At 47.3% G+C, this 23,456-nt stretch carries 23 protein-coding genes and 1 pseudogene; 12 read left to right on the forward strand and 12 right to left on the reverse strand.

What is annotated here, in order from left to right:
- Nucleotides 1-63 precede the first annotated feature (63 nt).
- Genes lpdA through DR88_RS21215 form a run of 4 tightly spaced genes read right to left on the reverse strand, consistent with a single transcriptional unit; the run spans nt 64 to nt 4,980 of the window.
- Nucleotides 64-1,461, reverse strand: coding sequence for a dihydrolipoyl dehydrogenase (gene lpdA, locus DR88_RS21230; RefSeq protein WP_004147204.1), 1,398 nt, complete (start codon nt 1,459-1,461; stop codon nt 64-66).
- Nucleotides 1,451-2,986: a dihydrolipoamide acetyltransferase family protein gene (locus tag DR88_RS21225; RefSeq protein ID WP_004147205.1), complete on the reverse strand. Its 1,536-nt coding sequence runs from the start codon at nt 2,984-2,986 to the stop codon at nt 1,451-1,453. The genes lpdA and DR88_RS21225 overlap by 11 nt, the downstream gene beginning before the upstream one ends.
- A gap of 3 nt (nt 2,987-2,989) precedes the next feature.
- The gene (locus tag DR88_RS21220) at nt 2,990-4,009 is read right to left on the reverse strand and encodes an alpha-ketoacid dehydrogenase subunit beta (protein ID WP_002889881.1); all 1,020 of its coding nucleotides are present in this window, start codon (nt 4,007-4,009) and stop codon (nt 2,990-2,992) included.
- Between the two features lie 11 nt (nt 4,010-4,020).
- Nucleotides 4,021-4,980, reverse strand: a complete 960-nt coding sequence (locus tag DR88_RS21215) for a thiamine pyrophosphate-dependent dehydrogenase E1 component subunit alpha (protein ID WP_002889884.1) — start codon at nt 4,978-4,980, stop codon at nt 4,021-4,023.
- A 253-nt stretch (nt 4,981-5,233) separates the two neighbouring features.
- Here DR88_RS21215 and DR88_RS21210 point away from each other — a divergent pair, with 253 nt between their 5' ends.
- Nucleotides 5,234-7,999: a winged helix-turn-helix domain-containing protein gene (locus DR88_RS21210; RefSeq protein WP_004147206.1), complete on the forward strand. Its 2,766-nt coding sequence runs from the start codon at nt 5,234-5,236 to the stop codon at nt 7,997-7,999.
- A gap of 473 nt (nt 8,000-8,472) precedes the next feature.
- On the opposite strand, the gene DR88_RS29625 is transcribed toward DR88_RS21210, so the two are convergent.
- The 5 genes from DR88_RS29625 to DR88_RS21205 form a co-directional block, all read right to left on the reverse strand.
- Nucleotides 8,473-8,757, reverse strand: a complete 285-nt coding sequence (locus DR88_RS29625; RefSeq protein WP_004147208.1) for a hypothetical protein — start codon at nt 8,755-8,757, stop codon at nt 8,473-8,475.
- Between the two features lie 18 nt (nt 8,758-8,775).
- Nucleotides 8,776-9,096 carry a hypothetical protein gene (locus DR88_RS0125145; protein WP_128972055.1) on the reverse strand — a complete coding sequence of 107 codons (321 nt, stop codon included), beginning with the start codon at nt 9,094-9,096 and terminating at the stop codon, nt 8,776-8,778.
- Between the two features lie 417 nt (nt 9,097-9,513).
- Entirely contained in the window at nt 9,514-10,035 is a 522-nt protein-coding gene (locus tag DR88_RS29630) for a hypothetical protein (RefSeq protein WP_004147210.1), read from the reverse strand.
- A gap of 106 nt (nt 10,036-10,141) precedes the next feature.
- Nucleotides 10,142-10,516, reverse strand: a complete 375-nt coding sequence (locus tag DR88_RS27655; protein WP_179208155.1) for a FidL-like protein — start codon at nt 10,514-10,516, stop codon at nt 10,142-10,144.
- Between the two features lie 113 nt (nt 10,517-10,629).
- Entirely contained in the window at nt 10,630-11,427 is a 798-nt protein-coding gene (locus DR88_RS21205; protein ID WP_023302523.1) for a winged helix-turn-helix domain-containing protein, read from the reverse strand.
- A 437-nt stretch (nt 11,428-11,864) separates the two neighbouring features.
- Between DR88_RS21205 and DR88_RS21200 the strand changes: the two genes are divergently transcribed.
- The 10 genes from DR88_RS21200 to DR88_RS27660 all read left to right on the forward strand — a co-directional run bounded on the left by DR88_RS21200 (nt 11,865) and on the right by DR88_RS27660 (nt 20,953).
- On the forward strand, nt 11,865-12,401 hold the full coding sequence (locus DR88_RS21200; RefSeq protein WP_004213865.1) for a fimbrial protein: 537 nt from the start codon (nt 11,865-11,867) through the stop codon (nt 12,399-12,401).
- A gap of 99 nt (nt 12,402-12,500) precedes the next feature.
- The gene (locus DR88_RS29255; protein WP_050511139.1) at nt 12,501-12,743 is read left to right on the forward strand and encodes a hypothetical protein; all 243 of its coding nucleotides are present in this window, start codon (nt 12,501-12,503) and stop codon (nt 12,741-12,743) included.
- A 9-nt stretch (nt 12,744-12,752) separates the two neighbouring features.
- Nucleotides 12,753-13,037: a fimbrial protein gene (locus DR88_RS29635; RefSeq protein ID WP_128972056.1), complete on the forward strand. Its 285-nt coding sequence runs from the start codon at nt 12,753-12,755 to the stop codon at nt 13,035-13,037.
- 65 nt (nt 13,038-13,102) lie between these two features.
- The gene (locus DR88_RS21195) at nt 13,103-15,661 is read left to right on the forward strand and encodes an outer membrane usher protein (protein WP_004147219.1); all 2,559 of its coding nucleotides are present in this window, start codon (nt 13,103-13,105) and stop codon (nt 15,659-15,661) included.
- Between the two features lie 85 nt (nt 15,662-15,746).
- Complete coding sequence (locus tag DR88_RS21190) at nt 15,747-16,529, forward strand: fimbria/pilus periplasmic chaperone (protein WP_004147220.1); 783 nt, start codon at nt 15,747-15,749, stop codon at nt 16,527-16,529.
- A gap of 51 nt (nt 16,530-16,580) precedes the next feature.
- Entirely contained in the window at nt 16,581-17,249 is a 669-nt protein-coding gene (locus tag DR88_RS21185) for a fimbrial protein (protein ID WP_023279258.1), read from the forward strand.
- A 10-nt stretch (nt 17,250-17,259) separates the two neighbouring features.
- Nucleotides 17,260-17,757, forward strand: coding sequence for a fimbrial protein (locus tag DR88_RS21180; protein ID WP_023279257.1), 498 nt, complete (start codon nt 17,260-17,262; stop codon nt 17,755-17,757).
- A 346-nt stretch (nt 17,758-18,103) separates the two neighbouring features.
- A complete protein-coding gene (locus DR88_RS29640; protein WP_123677157.1) occupies nt 18,104-18,901 on the forward strand; it encodes a hypothetical protein in 798 nt (265 codons plus the stop codon).
- 362 nt (nt 18,902-19,263) lie between these two features.
- Nucleotides 19,264-20,163 (forward strand): DUF6685 family protein, encoded by a 900-nt coding sequence (locus tag DR88_RS21175; RefSeq protein ID WP_004147225.1) that lies wholly within the window; start codon nt 19,264-19,266, stop codon nt 20,161-20,163.
- Between the two features lie 241 nt (nt 20,164-20,404).
- Nucleotides 20,405-20,953 carry a response regulator transcription factor gene (locus DR88_RS27660; protein WP_004147227.1) on the forward strand — a complete coding sequence of 183 codons (549 nt, stop codon included), beginning with the start codon at nt 20,405-20,407 and terminating at the stop codon, nt 20,951-20,953.
- Nucleotides 20,954-21,470: 517 nt separating this feature from the next.
- Here the strand turns inward: DR88_RS27660 and DR88_RS30340 are convergent.
- Nucleotides 21,471-21,617: a hypothetical protein gene (locus DR88_RS30340; RefSeq protein ID WP_153244818.1), complete on the reverse strand. Its 147-nt coding sequence runs from the start codon at nt 21,615-21,617 to the stop codon at nt 21,471-21,473.
- Nucleotides 21,618-22,014: 397 nt separating this feature from the next.
- Nucleotides 22,015-22,221: pseudogene (locus DR88_RS27670) on the reverse strand (tyrosine-type recombinase/integrase); the annotation flags it as partial.
- A 54-nt stretch (nt 22,222-22,275) separates the two neighbouring features.
- On the opposite strand from DR88_RS27670, the gene DR88_RS27675 reads away from it, so the two are divergent.
- Nucleotides 22,276-22,973 (forward strand): IS1 family transposase gene (locus DR88_RS27675; RefSeq protein ID WP_227539920.1). Its coding sequence is split into 2 segments (ribosomal slippage): nt 22,276-22,525 and nt 22,525-22,973, totalling 699 coding nucleotides; the frame shifts between segments, so codons are not numbered across the junction.
- Here the strand turns inward: DR88_RS27675 and DR88_RS29645 are convergent.
- Nucleotides 22,908-23,450 carry a major capsid protein gene (locus tag DR88_RS29645; protein ID WP_072031931.1) on the reverse strand — a complete coding sequence of 181 codons (543 nt, stop codon included), beginning with the start codon at nt 23,448-23,450 and terminating at the stop codon, nt 22,908-22,910. The genes DR88_RS27675 and DR88_RS29645 overlap by 66 nt on opposite strands.
- Nucleotides 23,451-23,456: the final 6 nt, after the last annotated feature.

Consider the following 23,456-nt stretch of genomic DNA (forward strand, 5'->3'; position numbering starts at 1 on the left):
GGGAGTGCGGGAGGGATAACGGGAACTTACTCCGTATCGCACAGCTATCGCCTCCCTTATTTTTTATTGATGCAACGGTTGGTCGCAGGCCGCGAGGATTGATTCATGCATCGCTTCGGAAAGTGTCGGATGCGCAAAGATCATCGACAGGAGACTTTCGTCTGTGGCCTCCAGGTGACGGGCGATGCCAAAGCCCTGGATCTGTTCCGTGACCTGTGCGCCAACCATATGCGCGCCCAGCAACTCGCCGGTTTCAGCATCGAAAATCGTCTTCACAAAACCCTCTGTCTCGCCGCTGGCCAGCGCCTTACCATTGCTCTGATAAGAGAACTTACCGATCCTGACGGGCCGTCCCCTGGCCAGGGCCGTCGATTCCGTCAGGCCCAGACTGGCAACCTGGGGCCGGGCATAAGTGCAACCAGGCACATAGTCGCGATCGAGAGGGTGGGCGCCTTCGACACCGGCCAGTGTCTCAACGCAGATCACGCCTTCGTGGCTGGCCTTGTGCGCCAGGCACGGCGGGCCGGCTACATCGCCGATGGCATAAAGCCCGAATACGTTAGTGCGACAAGCCGCGTCCGTCTTGATAAAACCGCGGTCTAACTCGACGCCCAGTGCTTCCAGCCCCAGATCTTCAATATTCGGCTGTACGCCAACCGCCAGCAGCACACGTTCGACATCCTGAGAATATTCGCCGCCGGTGTTGTTTAGTGTGCAGCGCACCCCGATATCGGTGAGCTGTACTTGCGTCACCAGGGTCTGGGTATGGATCTGAATACCGCGTTTTTCGAATGACTTACGCACTGCTGCAGACACCTCGGCATCTTCCACTGGCAAAATCTGCGACGCTAGCTCGACCAGCGTCACTTTACAGCCCAGATCGTTATAAAGGCTGGCGAACTCGACGCCAATCGCCCCTGAACCGATGATTAAGAGCGACTTGGGTAAAAGCTTAGGCCGCAGCGCCTCGAAATAGGTCCAGATATGTTCGCCATCTGGCGCTATGCCTGGCAATGCGCGTGGTCGGGCGCCGGTTGCCAGGATCACGTGATCGGCCCGGTAATCGCGCGCCTCCCCTCGGGCATCCTCGACCGTGATTTGCCCCTTGCCGCGCAGCCGCGCGGTGCCATCAATCACCCTCACGCCATTTTTCTTCAACAGGTACGCAACCCCAGCGGTGAGCTGTTGCGATACGGTACGGCTAAACTGCACCAGTTTCTGCAGATCGACGTTCACCTCGCCCACGCTGATGCCCAGCTGACTGGCATGGGTGATAGTGTGCGCAACCTCAGCGCCATGCAGCAGCGCCTTGGTTGGAATGCATCCCCAGTTCAGGCAGATGCCGCCCAGATGTTGTTTTTCCACTAATACGGTACGAAGCCCTAGCTGGCCGGCACGGATGGCGGCAACGTATCCCCCAGGACCCCCGCCGATGATCAGCACATCGTATTTATCGTGCATAGCTCGTCTCCTGGATAAACATCAAGGTCGGGGTTTCAATCAGTCGCTTGAGTTCCCGGAGAAAAGCCGCACCTGCCGCGCCATCGATGACCCGGTGATCGCAGGATAGCGATACCGTCATTTGCTGGCGCGCGACGATTTGCCCGTCGCGTACTACCGCCCGGACCTCGCCGGCGCCAATGGCGAGGATTGCGCTTTGCGGTGGATTGATGATGGCGTCAAACTGCCGGATGCCGAGCATCCCCAGATTTGACAGGCTAAAGGTCCCGCCCTGGAACTCTTCCGGCTTCAGCGTGCCCGCTTTGGCTCTGGTCACCAGCGAGTGAATTTCGTTCGATATGTCGCTGATCGATTTCCGGTTCGCCGAGCGAACAATAGGGGTAATTAGCCCGGCAGGCAGCGCAACGGCCACCGAAATGTCGGCATCCGTAAAGCGGCGGATACTTTGTGCCGCTTCATCAAACTGGATATTGACGTCAGGCACGGCCACCAGCGCCAGGGCGCAGGCCTTCACCAGCAGGTCATTCACCGAAATCTTGACGCCGGGTACTTCGCGGTTAATGTCCTGACGTAACGCTAACAGTCGCTCCAGATCGAGATCGACGCTCAAACGGAAATGGGGAGACTGTTGCTTGGACGTTTGCAGGCGAGAAGCGATAGCCCGCCGCATACCGGACATCGGGATGCTCTCAAAGGGGGCCGGGGCACTCTCCTGCACAGGACTGGTCTGCGGGTGCTCGTCGAGTAACAACGCCGCGGCCAGCACATCATCGCGACTTACCCGACCGCGTGAACCGCTGCTTCGGCAGTCATGCAAGTTGATACCCAGTTTGCCGGCCAGGCGGCGCGCCAGCGGGGTGGCCGATACCTGGCTGTCATCGGCATGCGAGCGGGGCGCTTTGCTACGACGAACGGGGGGCGTCGGAGAGGCCAGGCGACCGCCGGCGGCAACGATCGCGCTTTCCAGATCAGAAACAGAGATACGATCCCCGCGCCCGCTGCCGCGGACTTTTTTCAGGTCGACACCCCAGCGGGCAGACAGTCGTAACGCATGGGGCGTGGCATTAACCTGAGTCACATCGGTCACACCTTGCAGACTGACGGGGATGACGGTCTGCCCAACAGGGGGCTCGGGGCTGTTGGATGGCGGCGAAACAACGGAAGCTGGCTTAGCGCCTGCCTGTGCCGCTACGTCCGGCGCGGCAGCCTCCGGGCCTGGGGCTGCGGGTTTCGCCGTCGCCAGGCGGGCAACAAATTCGTCCAGTTCAGCATCGCTGACCGACGCGTCAGCCGCCAGGGCCAGCACGGCGCCTACCTGAAGCGTCTCACCCTCGCGGGCGAGCATCCGACGTAACGTACCGGCAAAGGGGGCCTCCAGCACATTGACGATTTTACTGGTTTCAATCTCACAGATTTCCTGCCCTCTGGTGAAATCGTCACCCTCCTGGATTGCCCATCGAGCGAGCAAGCCTTCCTCCATGGAAAGCCCCCACTTTGGCATTTCAAGCGTCTTGATTTCGCTCATAGGTTAATCCTCCAGCACTTGACGGACGGCGGCTTCGATACGTTCAACGCCAGGGATCCAGAGTTTTTCGAGAGCAGGGGAGAACGGGACCGGCGTGTGTGGCGGCGTCACCAGCAGAACGGGCGCTTTGAGGAAATGGAATGCCTGGGACGCAATCAGCGCCGCGACATCATGAGCAAAACCGAAGCGTGCAGCGGATTCGTCGACAATCACGACCCGCCCCGTGGACGCCACCGATTCCAGAATACCTTCCTCATCCAGCGGCGAAATGGTTCGCGGGTCGACCACCTCGACCGAGATCCCCTCTCTGGCCAGTTTGTCCGCCACCTGGTTTGCTTTATGTACCATTGCCGACAACGCAATGATGGTGACGTCCTCCCCTTCGCGAGTGTAGTTGGCTACACCTAGCGGGATGGTATAGATCTCGTCCGGTACCTCGCCCTTGAGGTCGTACAGCATTTTATGCTCGCAGAATACCACCGGGTCGTCGTCGCGAATGGACTGGATTAACAGACCCTTGACGTCATAAGGCGTCGAGGGCACCACCACCTTCAGTCCAGGCGTGGTGGCAAAGATATTATAGGGTGACTGTGAATGCTGGGCTGCGGCAGAAAACCCCGCGCCGATCATCCCTCGCATCACCAGCGGAGCTCTGGCTTTGCCACCAAACATGTAGCGGAACTTAGCCGCCTGGTTGTACAGTGCATCGTGGCTCACGCCAAAAAAATCCATGAACATCAATTCCGCGACCGGCCGCAAACCCGTCGCTGCGGCGCCGGCCGCCATACCGATGATGGCCGACTCGGTAATGGGCGTGTCGATCACCCGATCGGAGCCGAACTGCGTCCACAGCCCTTTAGTGACACCCAGCACACCGCCAAAGGCTTCTATTTTAGCCTCTTCGGGCGCATTTCCGCCATGACCGCCACGCAAGTCTTCACCGATGAGCACCACGCGTTCATCGCGTTCCATTTCCTGAGCCAGGGCTTCCTTGACCGCTTCACGATAGGTTTTTATTGTCATGGTTATCACCCTCAGTATGAGACGTACACGTCTGTCAGCAGGTCTTCCGGAGCCGGGTAGGCAGCGGCGCGGGCCTTCAATACGGCATCGTTGACCAGGGCTTCTACTTCCTCGTCAATCGCCGCCAGTTCTTCCTGGGTGATATGTTGCTTGACCTTAGCGGTGAAAATCTTCAGCGGATCATGTTGTTCACGCAGGCGTTGCACTTCACCTTCCGCGCGGTATAGCGCGGGATCGCCCTCAAAATGACCATGCCAGCGGAAGGCTTTGGCCTCAATGACGCTTGGGCCACCGCCTTCTCGCGCACGCTTGACCGCCTCTGAGGTTGCCTCATAAACGGCAAAGAAATCGGTGCCATCGACGGTCACTGCCGGCAGGCCGAAGCCAGCGGCGCGCCGGGCGATATCACGCCCACCCACGGCGTAGTCATGGCCGGTCCCTTCGCCGTAACCGTTATTCTCGAAAATAAAGACGGCTGGAAGCTGGAGCACGACGGCCATATTGATGGCCTCAAAGACCAGGCCCTGATTAGAACCACCATCGCCCGTAAAAGAGACACCGACGTTGCCGGTTTTTAGCGTCTTTGCCGTTAGCGCGGCGCCGATGGCCAGGGGAGGGGCTCCCCCAACGATAGCGTTCGCCCCCAGCATTCCTTTCGACAGATCGGCAATGTGCATCGACCCGCCCTTACCGCGACATAACCCGCTGTCCTTACCGAATATTTCGGCCATCATGCCGTGAATGTCGCAACCTTTAGCAATACAGTGGCCATGTCCACGGTGTGTTGAACCAATAAAATCTGCGCTCGTTAAATTTTCGCAGACCCCCACCGCGATGGCCTCCTCACCGGTGTAAAGGTGAATGAAGCCCGGAATATCACCGCTGGTATTTTCCTGATGCAACCGCTCTTCAAATGTTCTGATCTCCCGCATCTTGCGGTAAGCCTGCAATAACGCCTGTTTGCTGAGCATCGTTTAATTCTCCTCAATAAAGGTCACCCAGGCGGGGCCAACAGACAGGGCGGATAACCCTGGCCACACCCATGCAATGAATCTACGAGCGGTTAAAGGGAGTGCGAAGCCACCTTCATGGGGGGGGTAGGTGGGGGTTTTCATGCTTGAGGTCAAACTTTCTAAATTTTGTGTAGCAATAAAGTTTGGCTGCCCCATGTCATCCCGGGGGCTGGCGTACAATTGAAAAAAACAAAGCGAGTAGACACCACGGATGAAGCCATTGGATTTAGAAGGTCGCCAATCACCCTCACTGGTCTCCGGGCCATTGCGGCTGACGCGAGGCTTGCCGCTAATCCTGACCAAATTCGTCCCGCCTCGCTCCTCAATACAATTGCTGGAGCGCCCCCGGCTGCTTCAGCTTCTCAGTCCCGTTCAGCAGTGCCGGCTGGGCGTCGTCTGCGCCGGCGCTGGATTTGGCAAAACCACGCTGTTGGCGCAATGGCATCAGCAGATGGTCGCCCAGGGCGAACGTATCGCTTGGCTGAGCCTCGATGAGGATGATGATGACGTATGGCAGTTTATTCCTTATCTGCTGCAAGCATTGCGTCCACTCTATGCTGACTGGGACGCCGATTTCTGGCGTGACATGGAAGAGCAGAAGCTCTCCAGCTCCGAGCAACTGCTGGCCGGGCTCATTAACCAGCTACACTACTGCCCGCATGACGTGTACCTGATTATCGACGACTTCCACGTGATTAACGATCGTGGGGTCTATGAAGCGCTGGGGTATTTAATCAAGCATGCGCCTGCCGCCTTGCATCTGATCATTGGCAGCCGTTTCCACCCGAATCTTGCGCTGAGCCAGCTGCAGGCCCAGGACCAACTGGTGGAGATCTATGATCGAGACCTGCAATTCACGCTCGAAGAAACAAAACACTATTTTAGCCGCACGGTTGCGCTACCCCTCAGCAACCATCATGCACAGCGGCTACAGTCCGTGACAGAGGGCTGGATCGCGGGCATGAAGATCGCTTCATTGTCGGCAGAATTACAGAATGATCCCGAGCATCTGTTGCGTAATATGCATGGAGGAACACGATCCATTGCCCGCTATCTGAAAGAGGTGGTACTGGATCCGCTGCCGGAAGAGGTTCTCGATTTCCTGGTGAAAACGTCCTTCCTCAGTCGGTTAAATGCCGAACTATGCAATGCAGTGACTGGACGTGATGATAGTAAAGCGATGCTGGCATGGATTGAGCGACACAACCTTTTTTTGTCAGCCCTTGACGAACAAGGCTACTGGTTTCGCTACCATCCTCTGTTGCAGGAAAATCTTCGGACCATGCTGCAGCAGAACAACGATATTGACCGCAAACAGCTGCATGAATTAGCCAGTCATTGGTTCGTCGAACAGAAGCTGTGGTCTGAGGCGGTACGCCATGCGCTCAGCGCAGGCAAGCCGGTGCATAGCCCCGTGCAGGACGGCGCAAGCGCTCAGTCACTGGCGGAAGAAGGGGATATCGATACTCTGATCTCATGGATGCATCATTTACCGCCCAGCACCGATCCGTCGCGCATTGACCTGCAAATTAACCTGGCCTGGGCACTGGCGCATTATTTCCACTTTGATGAGTCGAGGCAGCTGCTTGATAACCTCGATCAGATGGTACTTCATCATCGTGAGGATTTAACCCGCAGCACCTGGTGTAAATTGCGCGTTGTGCGGGCAATTTGCGAAGCCTTTGCGGAAAACATCCCGGAGAGTCTGGCTATAGTTCAGCCGTTGCTGGCCGAAGTGCCCTGCGGCGACACCTGGGTTGATGGTCTGATATGCAATATTCTCAGCTATTGCCATGTTGTTAACCAGCGCTATCACGACGCGCTGGAGGTTCAACAGCATATGCCCTCTCCGGAAAGTCCTTTAGATAATCTGTTTGTTTCGGTTTATCGCGCGTTTATTATTGCCCAGTGCCATCTTTGTCAGGGCGATCTGGGAAAAGCCGGGTGGTATGCAGAGAAAACGTTGCGCCAGGCTGAATGTTATACCGGTACCCAGTCGACCAGTGGCGCGACGCTGGCGCCGCTGCTGGCGGAGATAGCCTATGAATGTCAGAGGGGTGACTCGCCCGAGCATCTGTTAGCCGACCGGCTCGAATTCATCGACCGATTCAGTCCACCCGACGCGCTGAGTCGTTGCTATACCTATCTCGCGCGTCAGGCCTTAGATAACGATATGCCCTATGAGGCCGAGCGATTGCTGGAGCATGCGCAGCGTCTTGCGGTGTCTCGCGGCTGGCAACGGCTCCAGGCCATGTTGTTAGCCGAGCAGGTGAGGGTGCGACTGCAGCGCGGCAATTTCACCGGCGCAGAGCAACTGCAGCGACAGCTTGAACAAATGGCCGCCAGCTTCAGAATGGATGCCGAACATCCCTGCCAACGCGCCATCGTTATGTCTGCATCCCTTAGCCGCAGCCGGCTTCTTCTCGCCAGAGGCCAGGCACCGCAAGCCTGCGTTTTACTGGCTGAGATGGTCTCCGATCAGGAAAGCCGGGGGGACAGGTTAACCGCAGCGCGTCTGCGTACGCTCTGGTCATTGGCCTTGTGGAACAGTGGCAAAACTGCCGCTGCGCGCACGACATTTCAGCCAGTCGTGCAGCTGGCTGAACAACAGCATCTCACGGGCCTCTTTCTTGACGCTGGCGATACCTTGCAACCTTTGCTTGCCGGTATGAATGAAACCTCTTCGGCTTGCAAAGAGAAAGGGGGAGTGCATGAACCCTGGGCCGACAAGCGCGCGCCTGCAGACGGAACACCGTTTAATAGTGGAAGCCCCGATATTCCTGGCGAGCTCAGCGAGCGTGAGTTTCAGATATTACAGCTAATTGCTGAAGGTCAGATGAACAAAGAAATCGCTCGCTCCCTCGCTATTTCTGCCGAGACGGTCAAATGGCATATCAAAAACATCTACGCGAAGCTTAAAGTGAATAGTCGCACTCAAGCGATGAGCAGGGCGCTGGAGATGAAATTACTGGATTAACGGTTTGAAGAGGGAGGGCTGGATATAAAATATTATTAAGATGGCATTGCTCATTGCCGCTTACGTTACGGTGCTATGAGCCATGGATAATCGAGATACTTCTGAGCCCGCGGGAGCTTTTATCACTGACCGTGATGGTAGTTTTGATGCCTTGGCTCAGCGATAAGAGCATGGAATTTAAGTGCATCGGTCTCCGGGGAAAGCAACCCTGGTGTAAACCCAGAGAGGCTTTTAAAGAAGTGTTTTCTGTAACGTTTTGATTGAGGTGGTGCGATAATAGGAACAATACGTAACACCTAACATATTGAATTAAATAAAAATACATGTTATATGCTTTATAGATATCCCCAAAAGTATCCCCAAAGTTATTTTCAATTAGATTTATAAATAAAGTGTGTGACGTATTAAATGGTTGTTGCCCTCATACTTGGCAAAAAGGCTCACGTCAGTGAGCCTCCTTACCTAACATAATGTCAAACCTTTACTTGGTACTGCTTTAGCTTTTCAATAAACTGCTCCACTTCTGCATATGTAAGTTCTGTTAACTCATTTTTGCAAATACGGACAGCATCATCAAATCTAGAAGTCAAAGTTAACCATATAGCTTTAAATCGTATAAAACTTCCATATGTTTGAGATTTTGGTGAGTCTGTTCTTTCAAGAATATCTAGAGCATATTCAAGCTTATCAATTCTTCTATACTGAATTGCTAAGTCACAGAGTGTCAGAACGGGATATTTAATATCCGGGAAATCCACAATTCCTTTCTCTATGAGTTAAAAAGCCTCTTCAACTTTATTCTCAAATTGTGCAAGAGCTTTCGCCTTAGCTGAGCAATACATCTCTTGAGCACGTTGAGCCTGATTCGAATGCAACCGTTCAAGAATTTCCTCTACCAAACCGGGCTCAATATTAGCATCATCTTTGTAAAACAGGCAATTCAAGTAATTATTAGCATTGATCGGATTATTTTTCTGTCTTTCATAAACTTCTTTTGCTAATCCTAAAGCAAGCTCATGCTCGTCATTTTGTAAATACAACAAAACCAATTCACCTTTTGAACGATAATCACTTGGCCTTTGGCGTAATACTCGCATATAACTCTCAATTGCTTTTGGACGCTGTCGCGTGATCCTGTAATAAAAACCATGTAAGAACGAATATTCAGGCTCGGAGACATCCCTAACCGCATTAAAAAACTCTCTATCATGTAGTCTAGCGAGTGATTGACACTTCATGAATAATATATGATTGATAACACTCGAATGCATGTATTGGGAATTCGAAAGTATCTGATCAGCCAATCGTACAGCTTCTTTATAATTCGCAGAGCCGCCTTTTTCGTATAAAGATCTTATTGTCTTTACAAAATATGACGGAACTAATACTCTATTATCAACGTCCTTTCCAGCCTTGATTGCTTCTTGGATCGAGAAAATATAGTCTGATATATCTCTATTATCATCGGTATATTTATCTATGAATTTCTTGATATGTTCACTTAGGATAGTATCTTATTCGCTTGTAGTGCCAAACTTACTTCTTGAAATATAGTCCTGTATTACTTGATTTACTCTAATATAGTCATTATTAACACCTAATTGATCGCAAACAGACATACTTATAAAGCCTTGCGTGATTGGGTAAAACTCATCTTCACTTACCAATGAAAATAAAAATTCATAGCTTATAAATTCAAACTTAGAAAGGAAGTAAAGAAATTCGAGTTTTTTCTGATCATTAGAAAAGCTTTCAACTATAACTTTTGCTTTATCATCAGCATATTCCCTTATTAAGTGAGAATCTTTTCTTACAGCATAAAGACCTAAATCTGAAATGATATCAACCGCAAATAAAACTTGCTCAGGATATCCAGATAAAAGATCAGAGAAAAAACGTAAATCTTCTGAAGATAAATCTAAGCCCTTATACGTAGCATATCTCTTGAGCAACCCCCTTCTTTCTTGCACATTTAGTTCAGGAATTTCTTCAAAATAATACTGCGGCGGTAAGTCTGGCTGGTATCTTAACCACAAGAAAACACACCGCAAGGGCTAAATCTGCGCATTCAGATCGACAGCATGCAGCTCCTGAATGACTAAACGGATACTTCCTCGGTCTAGCATTATTGATGATGAGTTATCATTCGGGCATAGTACAAATAAAAATTGGTTTATCTAATCCATTAAAAAACAAAGCGTTTTTCCTTAAATGTGTTATTTCCATATAGAACATAATTCCGGGCACTTCTGGCAATACGTAATTTTGCCAAAGTATGTCAGGAACGTTATCTTTTGGATGTCGCTTTTCACATGTTATCACTGTTGCACTATAATCTTTTAGAGGTGATGGTTTTTGAGGAATAAAAATCCTCCTGTATATGCTGTAACTTTTATCTTTATCTTGCAGGGTACCTTTCACTATAACTTCACTGTTTTCTTTATGAAATGCAACAACATTTATATTTATGTTGAATTCAATCCTGTCGCCATTTTTTTTTGCAACGTCAGCACTCAAATGGGTACTGCAGCGAAATGGATCCCAGGCGTTATTATCTATTGAAAATAAGAACAGACAGACAGAAATGACGATAAGTATGAACACAAAAAAAATTACTCGGCGCATATATTTTAATCAATCCGTTTATAATTTTGACAGGCTTTATAGTTCATCTCGGAATTTTTTGTACAAACTACCATAAAAGAAGTCTTTCGTAATCCATTGGCAGAAAGTGACTCCATAAAGAAGATGTCACGATTTTCCTTAGTGCAATCTATCTCTATATCAGAGAGCATTATTCGCGCATGAGAAAACAATTCCGGGTCCGGATAGTCATCTCCCAACGCATAAATCTTGCATTTATTCATTGTGCCTAATGGTTTTGGTTCTTCATTTCTCTCGCGGGCTAATATAGTTATTATAGTAATTATTAAAAGCAAGATAAAAATGAGCGCCAGAATTGGTTTCAACACACGATGCAGTTCCTTTTTGCCGTATGATCCCGCAGGCTTTTTTATCATTTTTTTCTGGACTACTGAGTCTTCCGTAATATCATTTCTTCCAAAGCCGTCAGTTGATGTATCTAGCTCTTTGTTTTTAGTTTCAGGATGAATTTCAGCCTCCATTTTAAAACCAACCCTCGGCACCGTGATCAAAATATCTTTATTTATCCCAAGTGCTTCGAAAGCTTTTCTTAATTCACTAATATGGTTGCTTAAGGTTGCACTAGAGGGAGAGAATCCGTAATCCTCCCAGACGTGCTTGATGAGCGTCTCTCGTGGCATCTCATTTTTATTGTTTTTTATGAGTTCGATTAACAAACGAGTGGCTGGCTTGGATAACTCAATCGTAAGTTGGTCCTTATTTCTAAGTTTTAATAATCTACTGTCCGGATCGAAAGTGATAGTAAAATTTATTATGTATTTCATAAGGATACTCTCTCTTTTTTGGAGCAGGAGCTGAATCCAAACCAAAAAAATAAGGTTCATCTTAGGTTAAGGGTTGTAAAATTTATTGGATAAGAAACTACCCGTCAACTGGTTTTTAGCAGTTTTTTTTCTGACGTGAATTTAGTCGAAAATTAGTGAGAGTATTTATTTAATCATTTACGAACATTAAGTTTTTTAATCTAATAAAATGTTTTTTATTGTGTTTTTTTTTGGTGATTTTATCTAATTTTGGCCAATTAAATAGATTATTAAGCTATTTTGTTTTTTTTGGGTTACCATGTTGTGCAGTTGCCGGAAGTCATAACATTGCAAGCAGGAAGATGCATTTTCACCATCCTCTCGCTGTATGTTTGGCATCGAAATAATGGCAGCTTCACCAATATGTGGGACAGACCTTTATTAAGGAAAAAGTGAAAATGAAACTGAATAAAATTGTGATGGCATTAGTTTTGGCATTTAGTACTGTCTCTGGCGCACAGGCAGCAGACCAGGGTCATGGTAAAGTTACCTTTACAGGCTCTATTATTGATGCTCCTTGTTCTATTACTCCACAATCTATTGATCAAACTGTGGATTTAGGGCAGATCTCAAAGGAAGCTTTACTCAGTGGAGGGAAATCTACTCCTCGTAATTTCTCCATTGGCCTGGAAAACTGTTCTTTCGGCTCACCTGCAACTAAAAATAAGGTTCAGGTTACCTTTACGGGTATGGAGTCTGCAGCTAAGAATGGTCTTCTGGGGATTACCGGAACTGCTAAAGGTGCCAGTGTTGCCATTACTCAGGCAGATGGTCAAATCATCAAGCTGGGGGTACCAACTAAAGAGCAGGTATTACAGGACGGTAATAACACGTTAAGTTTTGCTGCTTACTTACAAGGCGATGGTGACTCAACTAACGTTGTTACTGAGGGAGAATTTCAGGCAGTAACTGATTTCACACTGGCCTATAACTAAAATATATTTTGTGTAAATATTAATCTTCTATGTGCATGTAAATGCATGCGATAAATCGCATGCATTTTTAGAAGGATATACAAAATATGGAGTGTATTTATGGGGCTGTTCAACGCTACTTTAGTAATGGTTTCTTACCTGTTTATCTCCTTTTTTGGGGTTGTCCTGGCAAAAGAAAACTCTTTTATATTGGGACGGGTAAACATGCAAGGAGCCATTATTGACACTGCATGCACTATTAGTTTTGGAAATCAAAAGCAAACCATTGACATGGGTATGTTATCCTTGTCTGAACTTGTTCATCATGGAACAAGCCGCAGCTGGTTTTTCTCAATTAAATAAACTAACTGTATGTCTGGATATAATAAAACTGATAGCTTAAAAAAATTCAATGTTACTTTTGATGGTGAGCGTGATGGAAAATCATTTGGTATTAAAGGTGATGCCACTGGCGTGGCACTCCAAATTATCGATACTCATGGGCGTGTAATAGAGCCAGGGAAGTCTATGCCATTAATAGATTCCAGTCCAGAATATAATCAATTGGATTATGCCATCAGATTGATTACTGATAGGCAGACATTAAAATCTGGAATTTTCTGGTCTCACATTAAATTTAGACTTGATTATTTCTAGTTAATTTCCTGACAGGCTTATTTTGCCTCGTGCTATAGTTCTATTTATACTGGAAAGGTAATGGCATGGTGTTTTGTTCTCTTGGAAAAATTGCGAATGTACATTCGTTAGGATTATTTATTTTTGTTTCATTAAGTCCTTTAGTTATGAAGGCTTATGCAACAGATAATATTCAATTTAACACAGATGTATTGGATGTTCGCGACCGAAAGAACATTGATTTGAGCCAATTTTCGCGAAGTGGTTACATCATGCCTGGAACCTACGACATGGTTGTTCATATCAATAAGAATACTCTACCGGAGCAAGAAATTCCCTTTTATGAGCCGGATGATGACCCAAATGGCAGTCGCGCCTGCATAAATCCCAAACTGGTTGAACAACTTGGACTGAAACCCGGGGTACTGAAAGACCTTGCTTGGTGGCATAAGGGGGGATGCCTGGACAAGAGAAGTGTGAAGGGAATGGAAATACGAGGCGATCTTCCAACGACCTCTCTTTACCTGAGTATACCGCAGGCATATTTGGAATACACCGACGAGAACTGGGACCCTCCGTCACGGTGGGATGAAGGCGTTGCGGGCTTGTTGCTGGATTACAATCTCAACGCCAGCAGTCAACACCAGCAGAGTGAGGGCAGCAATACCCAAGCTCTCAGTGGTAATGGAACAGCGGGAGGAAATCTAGGTAGTTGGCGTTTTCGAGCCGACTGGCAGGCCAATTTAGATCATAGCAACGGTTCGGAACAGTCGACACAAAAACAGTTCGACTTGAGTCGTTACTACGCTTACCGGGCAATACCGGGTTTGCACTCAAAGTTGACACTGGGAGAAAACTACCTTGACTCGGGAATGTTTGACAGTTTTCGCTTTACCGGTGTGAGTTTGATTTCAGATGACAATATGCTGCCACCTAACTTGCGTGGTTATGCTCCGGAAGTTACGGGAATAGCGAAGACTAATGCAAAGGTTATTATCAGTCAGCAGGGGAGAGTGCTTTACGAGACCTCAGTGGCCTCGGGGCCGTTCCGCATTCAGGATATTAACGAAGCTGTGAGCGGTGAACTGAACGTCCGGGTGGAAGAGCAGGACGGTGGTGTGCAGGAGTTTGTAGTCAATACTGCGAATATCCCATACCTGACGCGGCCAGGCTCGGTGCGATTCAAATTAACTATGGGAAAACCATCAGATTGGCAACATCATTTACGCGATCCGATGTTCGGTACCGGCGAATTATCCTGGGGGATCAGTAACGGTTGGTCTTTGTATGGTGGAATTCTGAGGGGCGGGGATTATAACGCTCTATCACTGGGCATCGGACGTGATCTTATGTTCCTGGGAGCGCTGTCATTTGACGCAACACATTCGCGTGTTCGTCTGCCCTGGGAAGATCTTACGCTCAATGGGGATTCTTATCGACTGAGTTATTCGAAAAACTTCGACGAGTACGATAGCCAGGTAACTTTTGCAGGTTACCGCTTTTCAGAACAAGACTTCATGACCATGAGTGAGTATCTGGACGCACGATCTTATGGTACACGCAGCAATGGCAATGGCAAAGAGATGTACACCGTCAACTTAAACAAACATTTTCGCAAATTGGAACTCAGTAGCTATATCAACTTTAGCCGAGAAACCTATTGGGACCGGCCAACTACAGACCGCTATAACATTACCTTATCACATTATTTTGATTTAGGACGGTTCCGTGGTGTGAGTATATCGTTATCGGCTTATCGCAATCAGTACAATGGAACCGAAGATAATGGGGCTTACGTATCCATGTCAATTCCGTGGAGTGATAGTTCGACGGTTAGCTACAACGCGATGGTCAGCCATAACGACAATACCCATCGGGTTGGATATTACGACCGTGTTGACGAACACAACAACTATCAATTGAGTGCAGGGAACTCCAGCAGAGGAGTGAGCGTGAGCGGTTATTACAGCCATGAAGGTGACATGGCACGCATGAGTGCCAATGCCAGCTACCAGGATGGTCGTTACAGTGCCATCGGTTTAACAATGCAGGGCGGACTCACTCTCACTTCCGAAGGCGGTGCAATGCACCGCTCTGGAATGATGGGGGGGACGAGGATGCTAATTGATACTGAAGGTGTTCCGGACGTACCGGTCCGTGGCTATGGCAGTACCAGCCGTACCAATGCCTGGGGCAAGGCGGTAATTAGTGACGTTAACAGCTATTACCGAAACAAGGCAAGCATTGATTTGAACCAGTTGGGTGACAACATTGAAGCCACTGTGTCGGTGGTACAGGCTACGCTGACTGAAGGGGCGATTGGTTACAGAAAATTTGATGTAATTTCTGGCGCTAAAGCGATGGCAGCTATAAAGCTGGCTGATGGCAGTGAACCACCGTTCGGTGCGACTGTTATAAATAAGCGAAAGCAGGAGACGGGTATCGTCAATGAAAGTGGAAACGTTTATTTAAGCGGTATTAATGCCGGAGAAACCATGGTGGTGCATTGGGGAGGCTCAGCACAGTGTGAAGTGAGGATGCCTGCACTTCTGCAACCAGATATGTTGATGAATACATTGCGACTACTGTGTAAGCCGCTTGATGGGGGCATACCTGGCGCCGACGATATTAAGCCGGCTGCGTGATAACAACCATGCGTCGCGAAGTGGCGAGAGCTGCTTAAGATCTTAACTAACAATATTCACAGGCCTCCGTTATGGGGAAGAAATAATGCAGAACAATTTACGGAACACGATAATTACTTCTCACAGCAGCACCTTCTCGAGGGCATTGTTTACCATCGCCCTTTTCGGAGGGATGATAGTCCAGAATACGCAAGCGGCCATTGCGCTGGACCGCACTCGAGTGATTTTTGACGGCAGCCAGAAGTCGGTGAGCTTGAACATCAGCAACCAGAACAAACAGTTACCGTATTTAGCACAGGGCTGGATTGAAGATGAGCAGGGCAATAAAATCCAGAGTCCGCTAACAGTACTTCCTCCGGTGCAACGCATCGAACCGGGTAAGCCGAGCCAGGTAAAAATCCAGGGAATGCCAGCGACAAAAAACCTGCCGCAGGACCGTGAGACAGTCTATTACTTCAACCTGCGAGAAATCCCGCCAAAGAGTAACAAGCCGAATACGCTACAAATTGCGTTGCAAACGCGCATCAAGCTGTTCTACCGCCCAGCAGCTATTGCGATGGTCAAAAACGCACCGCCACCGCAGGAGCAACTGACCTTGCGTAAGGAAAACGACAAGTATGTAGTCATCAATCCGACAGCGTATTACATAACTTTGGTAGATGCTGCCACTAAAAAAGACGGTTTGGGTATCAAAAACTTCGAGCCTGTGATGGTGCCGCCAAAGAGCAGCTTACCTCTACGGGTGAGCGTGGCGGAGATGGGTAATAGTCCTGTGCTGACCTACGTTAATGATTATGGTGGTCGACCACAACTGAATTTCAGTTGTACTGGCAACTTATGTGCGGTGAAGGCAGTGACGAAAGCATGACAAAGTGAAAGTTAGCAGAACAGGTGTCATTTATGGGAAGAGGGGCAATATATGGTCATGACCTACAAGGTTGGCATAAGCCAACGGAAGATATGCGGAGGGGTTGAACTGAAGTATTACTGCATATTTGTTAGGGGAGTGCTGATGATCCCGATGATACTGGGAGCAATGGTGTTTTTACTGTCACCAGTATATGCCCTGGGACAGGGAAAAGGGGATGTTGAAGGCTCCAGCGGTACACTATTTGTACATGGGGCGTTGACAGAAAGCGCCTGTCGACTCGAGATGGCAAGCGCGCATCAGGATGTCCTGCTGGGCGAGATTGGAACAGGTCGCTTGCAGAAGATAGGCTCCCGTGGAGAACCTGTCTGGATTGAATTGCATCTGGAAGATTGTCTGCGCAGTCCGGTCATTGGTCGCGATAAACGTACAGGCGCTCTCACCTGGTCAGAAGATCAACCAGCAGTAACGGTGAGTTTCCGAGCAATGCGTGATGTCGATAACCCACAACTGGTGAAGGTGGAGGGAGTCTCTGGATTGGGTCTACGGCTTGTAGATGCGCAGGGAGAAGATGTTCGTCTGGGAAGCAAAGGGAAACCGCTTTTCCTGAGGCCAGAACAAAACACCCTGAGTTATGCCGTTATACCGGAACGGACATTAGCCAATCTTAACTCAGGCAGTTATATGGCGGTAGTGGATTTTAATCTGAGTTATGAGTGAGGTTGGGTTAATGCGAGTGATAACGATACGACGTTTGGTTGTTTTTGCGTTGTGTAACATATTGAGTGGATTGTCGACTCAGGCAACTGGAGTTCCTAACTCCGCTTTTCTGGTGAAGGTCAATATCGTGAGTCCTCCCTGCATCATCAACAACAACGAGGATATTATCGTTTCGTTTGGAGAAATGATGGCCACTCGTGTTGATGGAAATCACTACCGTGTGCCGGTGAATTATACGCTGGACTGCAAAAATACTTCTTCCCGCGCAATGAAGTTGCAGATGCAGGGTTCCAGTACGAGCTTTGACGGTACATTGCTCGGAACCGATAATCCGGCGCTGGGCATTAAAATACTCAACGACGCGACTCCATTATCTGTCAATACCTGGATGAATTTCACGTACCCCGACAAACCCGAACTTTGGGCTGTCCCAGTGAAACATAGTGGGGTAACTCTCTCGACGGGAGAATTCTTTGCGGTTGCCACATTGAAAATAGATTACCAGTAATATGAGCATAACATAAGTAGAACGATAAAGTTCCAGCTGCTGTCCTGCGGCCTGGCAGGGACTAAGAAGATGGCATAGGCCATGGATGATAATGGAGACGCGACCTTTCTCTGCATTCATATAGTATCGCAGCCGTATACCATCAGTGATATCGATAGAATAGACATTAACTTTGATGAACGAGTAAATGTTAACAAGGTGGAAAGAACAAACTATCGAAAATATCAGGAAGTGGTTCTCGAGCATTATTGATGCATAAGAAAACATTGGCTGTCCTTGCAGGTATTTTGGCCAAGATATGTCATGGATGAGTAAAATCAGATTTTTACGAAGAAGGGGCACAGAAATGAAGTGGATGACTAAGTATATATTCAGAGGCTGGGGAGCAGTTCTAACGTGGGGAATAGCTTGTGGTGCGAGTGCTGAACTTCCGGCATGGTTGAGTACAAGTGATATACCAACATTGGCTGAACCGATGAATGTGTCACCACCAAACGATATTGGACTAACGCGTACGACTCTTGATGTCTTTACCTGCAGTGCCGGGAATATGAGTGCAAATATAATAAGAACCCTATGGCGAGGTACAGTAAAGTATTTGTACCCGAAAAATGGCCCTGCTGCTATCTTAAGCTCGTTGCATATATTAACGAGTCCCATGTCGCCGATGCAGAGACCGTATTCCGAAAATTACTGCAACGGAAGAAGAGACGGGGTTTATGTCGGCATCTGGATAAGCATCGGAGATACTAATCCTACTAAGGTCGGGACCACCTACTGGGCTGAGCAAGTGCAAGCAGAACCTGTTCAGTGCTGGATTACGGCATCAAATGTTGATTTAGGGGACTTTCAACCGGGGACACAGTCACCTGCTATTGCTATCCCAACTACCCTGGTATGCGATGGAGATGCAGATTTATCTGTCACAATACAGTCACTAGAAGGTAAAGAAATACTAACCTTCAGCCCAGGGGTTACCGGACTGATGACTGTGGGACGTTCTTCTGTTTCGAATACCACTAAATTATCTGTCAAGCGGTATGTATCAGTAGATCCCTTGGCATCGGTGCGGTTGACCGTACTCCCTGGGGCAAAACCCGGTGCTTACGAAGCCTATGGCGTGATATATGTTACGGTGCAATAAATATGAGAACAGGAAAGGCGGATTCACCTTGAGGTTCTGGTTGTGCAGGAAATAAATATATACATCACTGTCTAGCTATGTGAAATTATGTATCCGAACAACTAAAAATATCTACCAGTGCATTTTAAAGGTTAATTACCATCGAAACTACAAATATTTTAGATGGTTATTAAAATGCTCTGCATAAATTTAAATACACAAAAGTTAGTCAACTATTGCTTAAACGAGAAAAACCTAAAATGACACTGTATTTATTAATTAACTCGCTGAGTTGGCATTGATTTTGATAAATCGCACAACCCTCCAAAGATTGAGTTGCCAGATAGAAAATCAGTAGTTAGCCTAAAAAAAGAATAAACTGAATGGATAAAATGGATATCATACCTAACCGACCTATATGGAAAAAAATCATTCACTCCATACATGATGGTTTTTGGGACTCCCTTGGCTATCCGGCTACATTAAGTCGGCGAGTCCATTATGGCGTTTTGAAAGCTAAAAGGCCACATATACAGAATACAATATGGCTACGTTCGGTCATTAAATGGCAAACATGGCTCAATTACGAAGAAAATCATATATGCTATCTGCATCCTGGTCATAATGGTGATTACGATTTGCTCCATCGCCATATACCTCAGCTGGATGGTCTGGTCAGTAATACCGTAATAAAAAATTATCGGTGCGACATTTCCAGTGTCGGGGGGCTAAGTTCGTCTAATAACTCTGATATAAATATTGCCACACTAGATGATTTCGCGTTGGAATTTAGCCGGGAATTAGCTACACCGATTAGTGTCGACCAACTCAGGAAAAACCTTGACCATCATAGATTACGACTATATAAAATGTTTTTCAGCCAATATTCCTGGATGCCAGGTCGCCTGTACTGGAACAATATTGATGGCATTCAACACTTTACTGCCGTCAGGTATTTGTCGATTCAGTTAGGGGTTCCTGTTCAACTGAAAGGTGAACTGAATTCTTTTAATTTAAATTTAAAGAAAGTACAGCAACTGACAGATGTGTGGGATTTATATTTGTTGCCCGATAAAGAGGTGTACGGAATATTACTAGACTGTTTGTTGAGAGTGAAAATTCCCCTCGGTATATCAAATGCTCCAGATTGGGAAAACGGGGAAAACACAAAATATCGGATTATCTGGCTAGAACGGGATAAAATCATTCCAGCGCGTGTATCACGTTTTTTGACACAGGCTGGATTTGCTTCAGTTAATCAGTATTTATTACAGCAAAAATAAAATGAATTGTACAAAGTAACTGGCCTCAAAGGCGTACGTATCTCTTTATCACACTAACTTCGGGTTCAGACGGAAATTAAAAAAACAACCTTTAGACATATATGCAAATGATTGATGATTTTCAGAGTAATTACGCATGGAGAAAACCCAGTCGTGAATCTTTCTTCCCTTAGAAAGATTCCTTACAAAATAATTTACAAACTAATCATTTTAATAAACACGTAACAGGATAGCCTGAAAAATGTTTTACATAGCCACTAATAATCATTATCTTTTTGTTGGTTTGGATTCTTTACTGAAGCCCTATAAAAGCAAAAAAATTCGCACAATTAAACGCAATAATCCAAAACATCTAAATTTTAGTGCAGGTGATACTATTTTTTTCGATGATAGTATTGATGTTGTTTGTTTATTGGAAGGTATGGTAGTGAATAACTTATCATTAAATATAATTTGCATGCATTCTTGTGAGTCGCCTGCTAATTTTATTATAAACCCTATAGAAATTTTAAGTAAAGATTTCACATCAATGAATATTAAAAAATTTACATTTTTAATAAATGAAAAAAATTGCGGATATTTTAAAAAGGTGGTCCTTTCCCCTCGGGAGGTATGTGTTTTAAATTTATCAATAAAAGGAACCAGCGTGAAAAACATTGCCAAAAGATTAGGCTTGCAAATAAAAACTGTATATGCTCACAGGAGTAATGCTTGTAATAAACTTGGGGTGGATAAGGCTTGTAATTTATTTCATTGCAGGCTTTTAATTAAGATGATTTATTTGGAATAAATAGTTGAGCCAAATGAATAGAAACATAACAGGAAACGTCTTACACAATAAAGCCGGATAAAGATAGATGTGGCGCTCATAGATAAAAAGCAGAGGGCATCAAGTGTAAGCATCTCGATAAAGCGGACCATTCACCTTTAGTGATTTTCTAACATACTGATTATGTCCCTTGAGGAGTTCATCATACGTAAAGATCTATTCACCTAGTACCAGAGACAGTCCAATAATTTATTTGATAAGGAGCTCGATGTGATGCCTGACGAGAAAAAAAACGGTTAAACCAGAAAATCCTGGTCCCGTCCCGACGCATCAATATGACCAATCAGAATGTCCGAAGCACGCCGGTAACCTTCGGTTTAAGCTGTACCGTGATCAGGCATGTAATTCAAACATGCGTTATTCTGTCAGTCGCTGTCGCTTGCTAATATCTCCGGTTCTGACGTTTTTTTTTAAATAGCTTTTTCTGTACCGATGATCTGTTAATAAATCCCGTCCTGCCATTTATTTCCCGGCCGGTTCAGATTCTGTTCTTCATTCGCCGCTGCACCGAGAGCCAAGTGAGTTCTTCCAGATCGCCTGGAACAATCCCTTCAGGATTGGTGTAGATGACGCTGGCATTCGCGGTCAGCCACCAGGAGCCTGAGACCAGAATACGTTCAGCCACCGTCAGACCGTCCCAGGTGACAATCAGCCAAGTATTTACACCATAATCTTCAGGAGGGCGGAGCCAGAGCTGTTGATGGCCGAGAGCGATCAGTGCCCATTAATACGGATCAGTTTGGATATGGGGAATTTTAAGCTTGTTTTGAACGTAGCGTCCTTACAGGGTGAGCGTCACCGCTTTGCGGCTCCGATGGTTCCATTTGGGGAAAATTTGTGCCTCTTGTTCACGATCGTCCGCTTTGTGCTAAGCAGACAATTCATTAAATTGCGCATTGACAATTTTCAGGCCTTGTTATGCCTAAACATGATCAAAAATCCTGCGTTACGTGAAAAAACGCTGCAACATATAGCTACAGCATTTCTTTTAGTCTTTTTTGGGGCGGTATTTATACGCTAACTTAATTGTTACTCTCGCAACTATCCACGTAATCCCCATACCACTGCATCATCTCTTTCCTCCCTTCCAGATACAACGCATGGTTATACGTCCCACGAATCGCGTTCTTGTCCACGTGCGCAAGTTGGGTCTCAATCCACGCAGCATTAAATCCTTCCTCATGTAAGATTGTGCTCATGGTGTGACGGAAACCATGCCCCGTTACCTGGTAATGCTGCCAACTTACTGATTTAGTGTATGATGGTGATTTTAAGGTGCTTGCGTGGCTTCCATTTCCATCAGATGTCCCACTTGTTCAGCTACCGAAGGCGTCGTGCGTAACGGTAAAAGCACTGCCGGACATCAGCGCTATCTCTGCTCTCACTGCCGTAAAACATGGCAACTACAGTTCACTTACACCGCCTCTCAGCCCGGTACGCACCAGAAAATCATTGATATGGCCATGAATGGCGTCGGATGTCGCGCCAGTGCACGCATTATGGGCGTTGGCCTCAACACGGTTTTACGTCACTTAAAAAACTCAGGCCGCAGTCGGTAACCTCGCGCATACAACCGGGCAGTGATGTGATTGTCTGCGCTGAAATGGACGAACAGTGGGGCTACGTCGGTGCTAAATCACGTCAGCGCTGGCTGTTTTACGCGTATGACAGGATACGGAGGACGGTTGTGGCGCACGTCTTCGGTGAACGCACTCTGGCCACACTGGAGCGTCTTCTGAGCCTGCTGTCGGCCTTTGAGGTCGTGGTATGGATGACGGATGGCTGGCCGCTGTATGAATCACGCCTGAAGGGAAAGCTGCACGTTATCAGCAAGCGTTACACTCAGCGCATTGAGCGACATAACCTGAATCTGAGACAACATCTGGCAAGGCTGGGACGGAAGTCACTGTCGTTCTCAAAATCGGTGGAGCTGCATGATAAAGTCATCGGGCATTATCTGAACATAAAACACTATCAGTAAGTTGGAGTCATTACCAGACCAATCAATCTCATTTTGCTGAGTTCCCCAAGCATTAACTTTATTGAAGATCAGCGCCTGCCAGTAAGCATATTCGCGAGAGCGTTCGAATTTAGCACGCATCTGAAGAAACTTGTTGGCCTCAATCTCATCAAGAGACTGCTCCATTGTGGAACCGGGACGACGGTAACCTTTGAGATCTGCCGAAGTCACACGGTCAGTCACACCCGCCCAAGGCAACTCGTAGAGATATGATCCTGCTGTCGGCTTTTCGATAGTCCCCCACTCCGAACTGAAACGCATCAACGGAGCGTCCACACCAATAGATGCCTCTTGGATACGATCCATACTAACTTTGTGGGAATCTGCGATCTGACGGTCTGCAAATACATTAAGGTGAGTCAGCAGTAAATTGCTCTGTGGAACCTGATCGCGGAAAACTTTACTGTAGTTAACGTAATCAAATGATTTAATAGCCATTTTTGA

This window comes from Klebsiella pneumoniae (assembly GCF_000742135.1).
GTDB classification, from domain to species: Bacteria; Pseudomonadota; Gammaproteobacteria; order Enterobacterales; family Enterobacteriaceae; genus Klebsiella; species Klebsiella pneumoniae.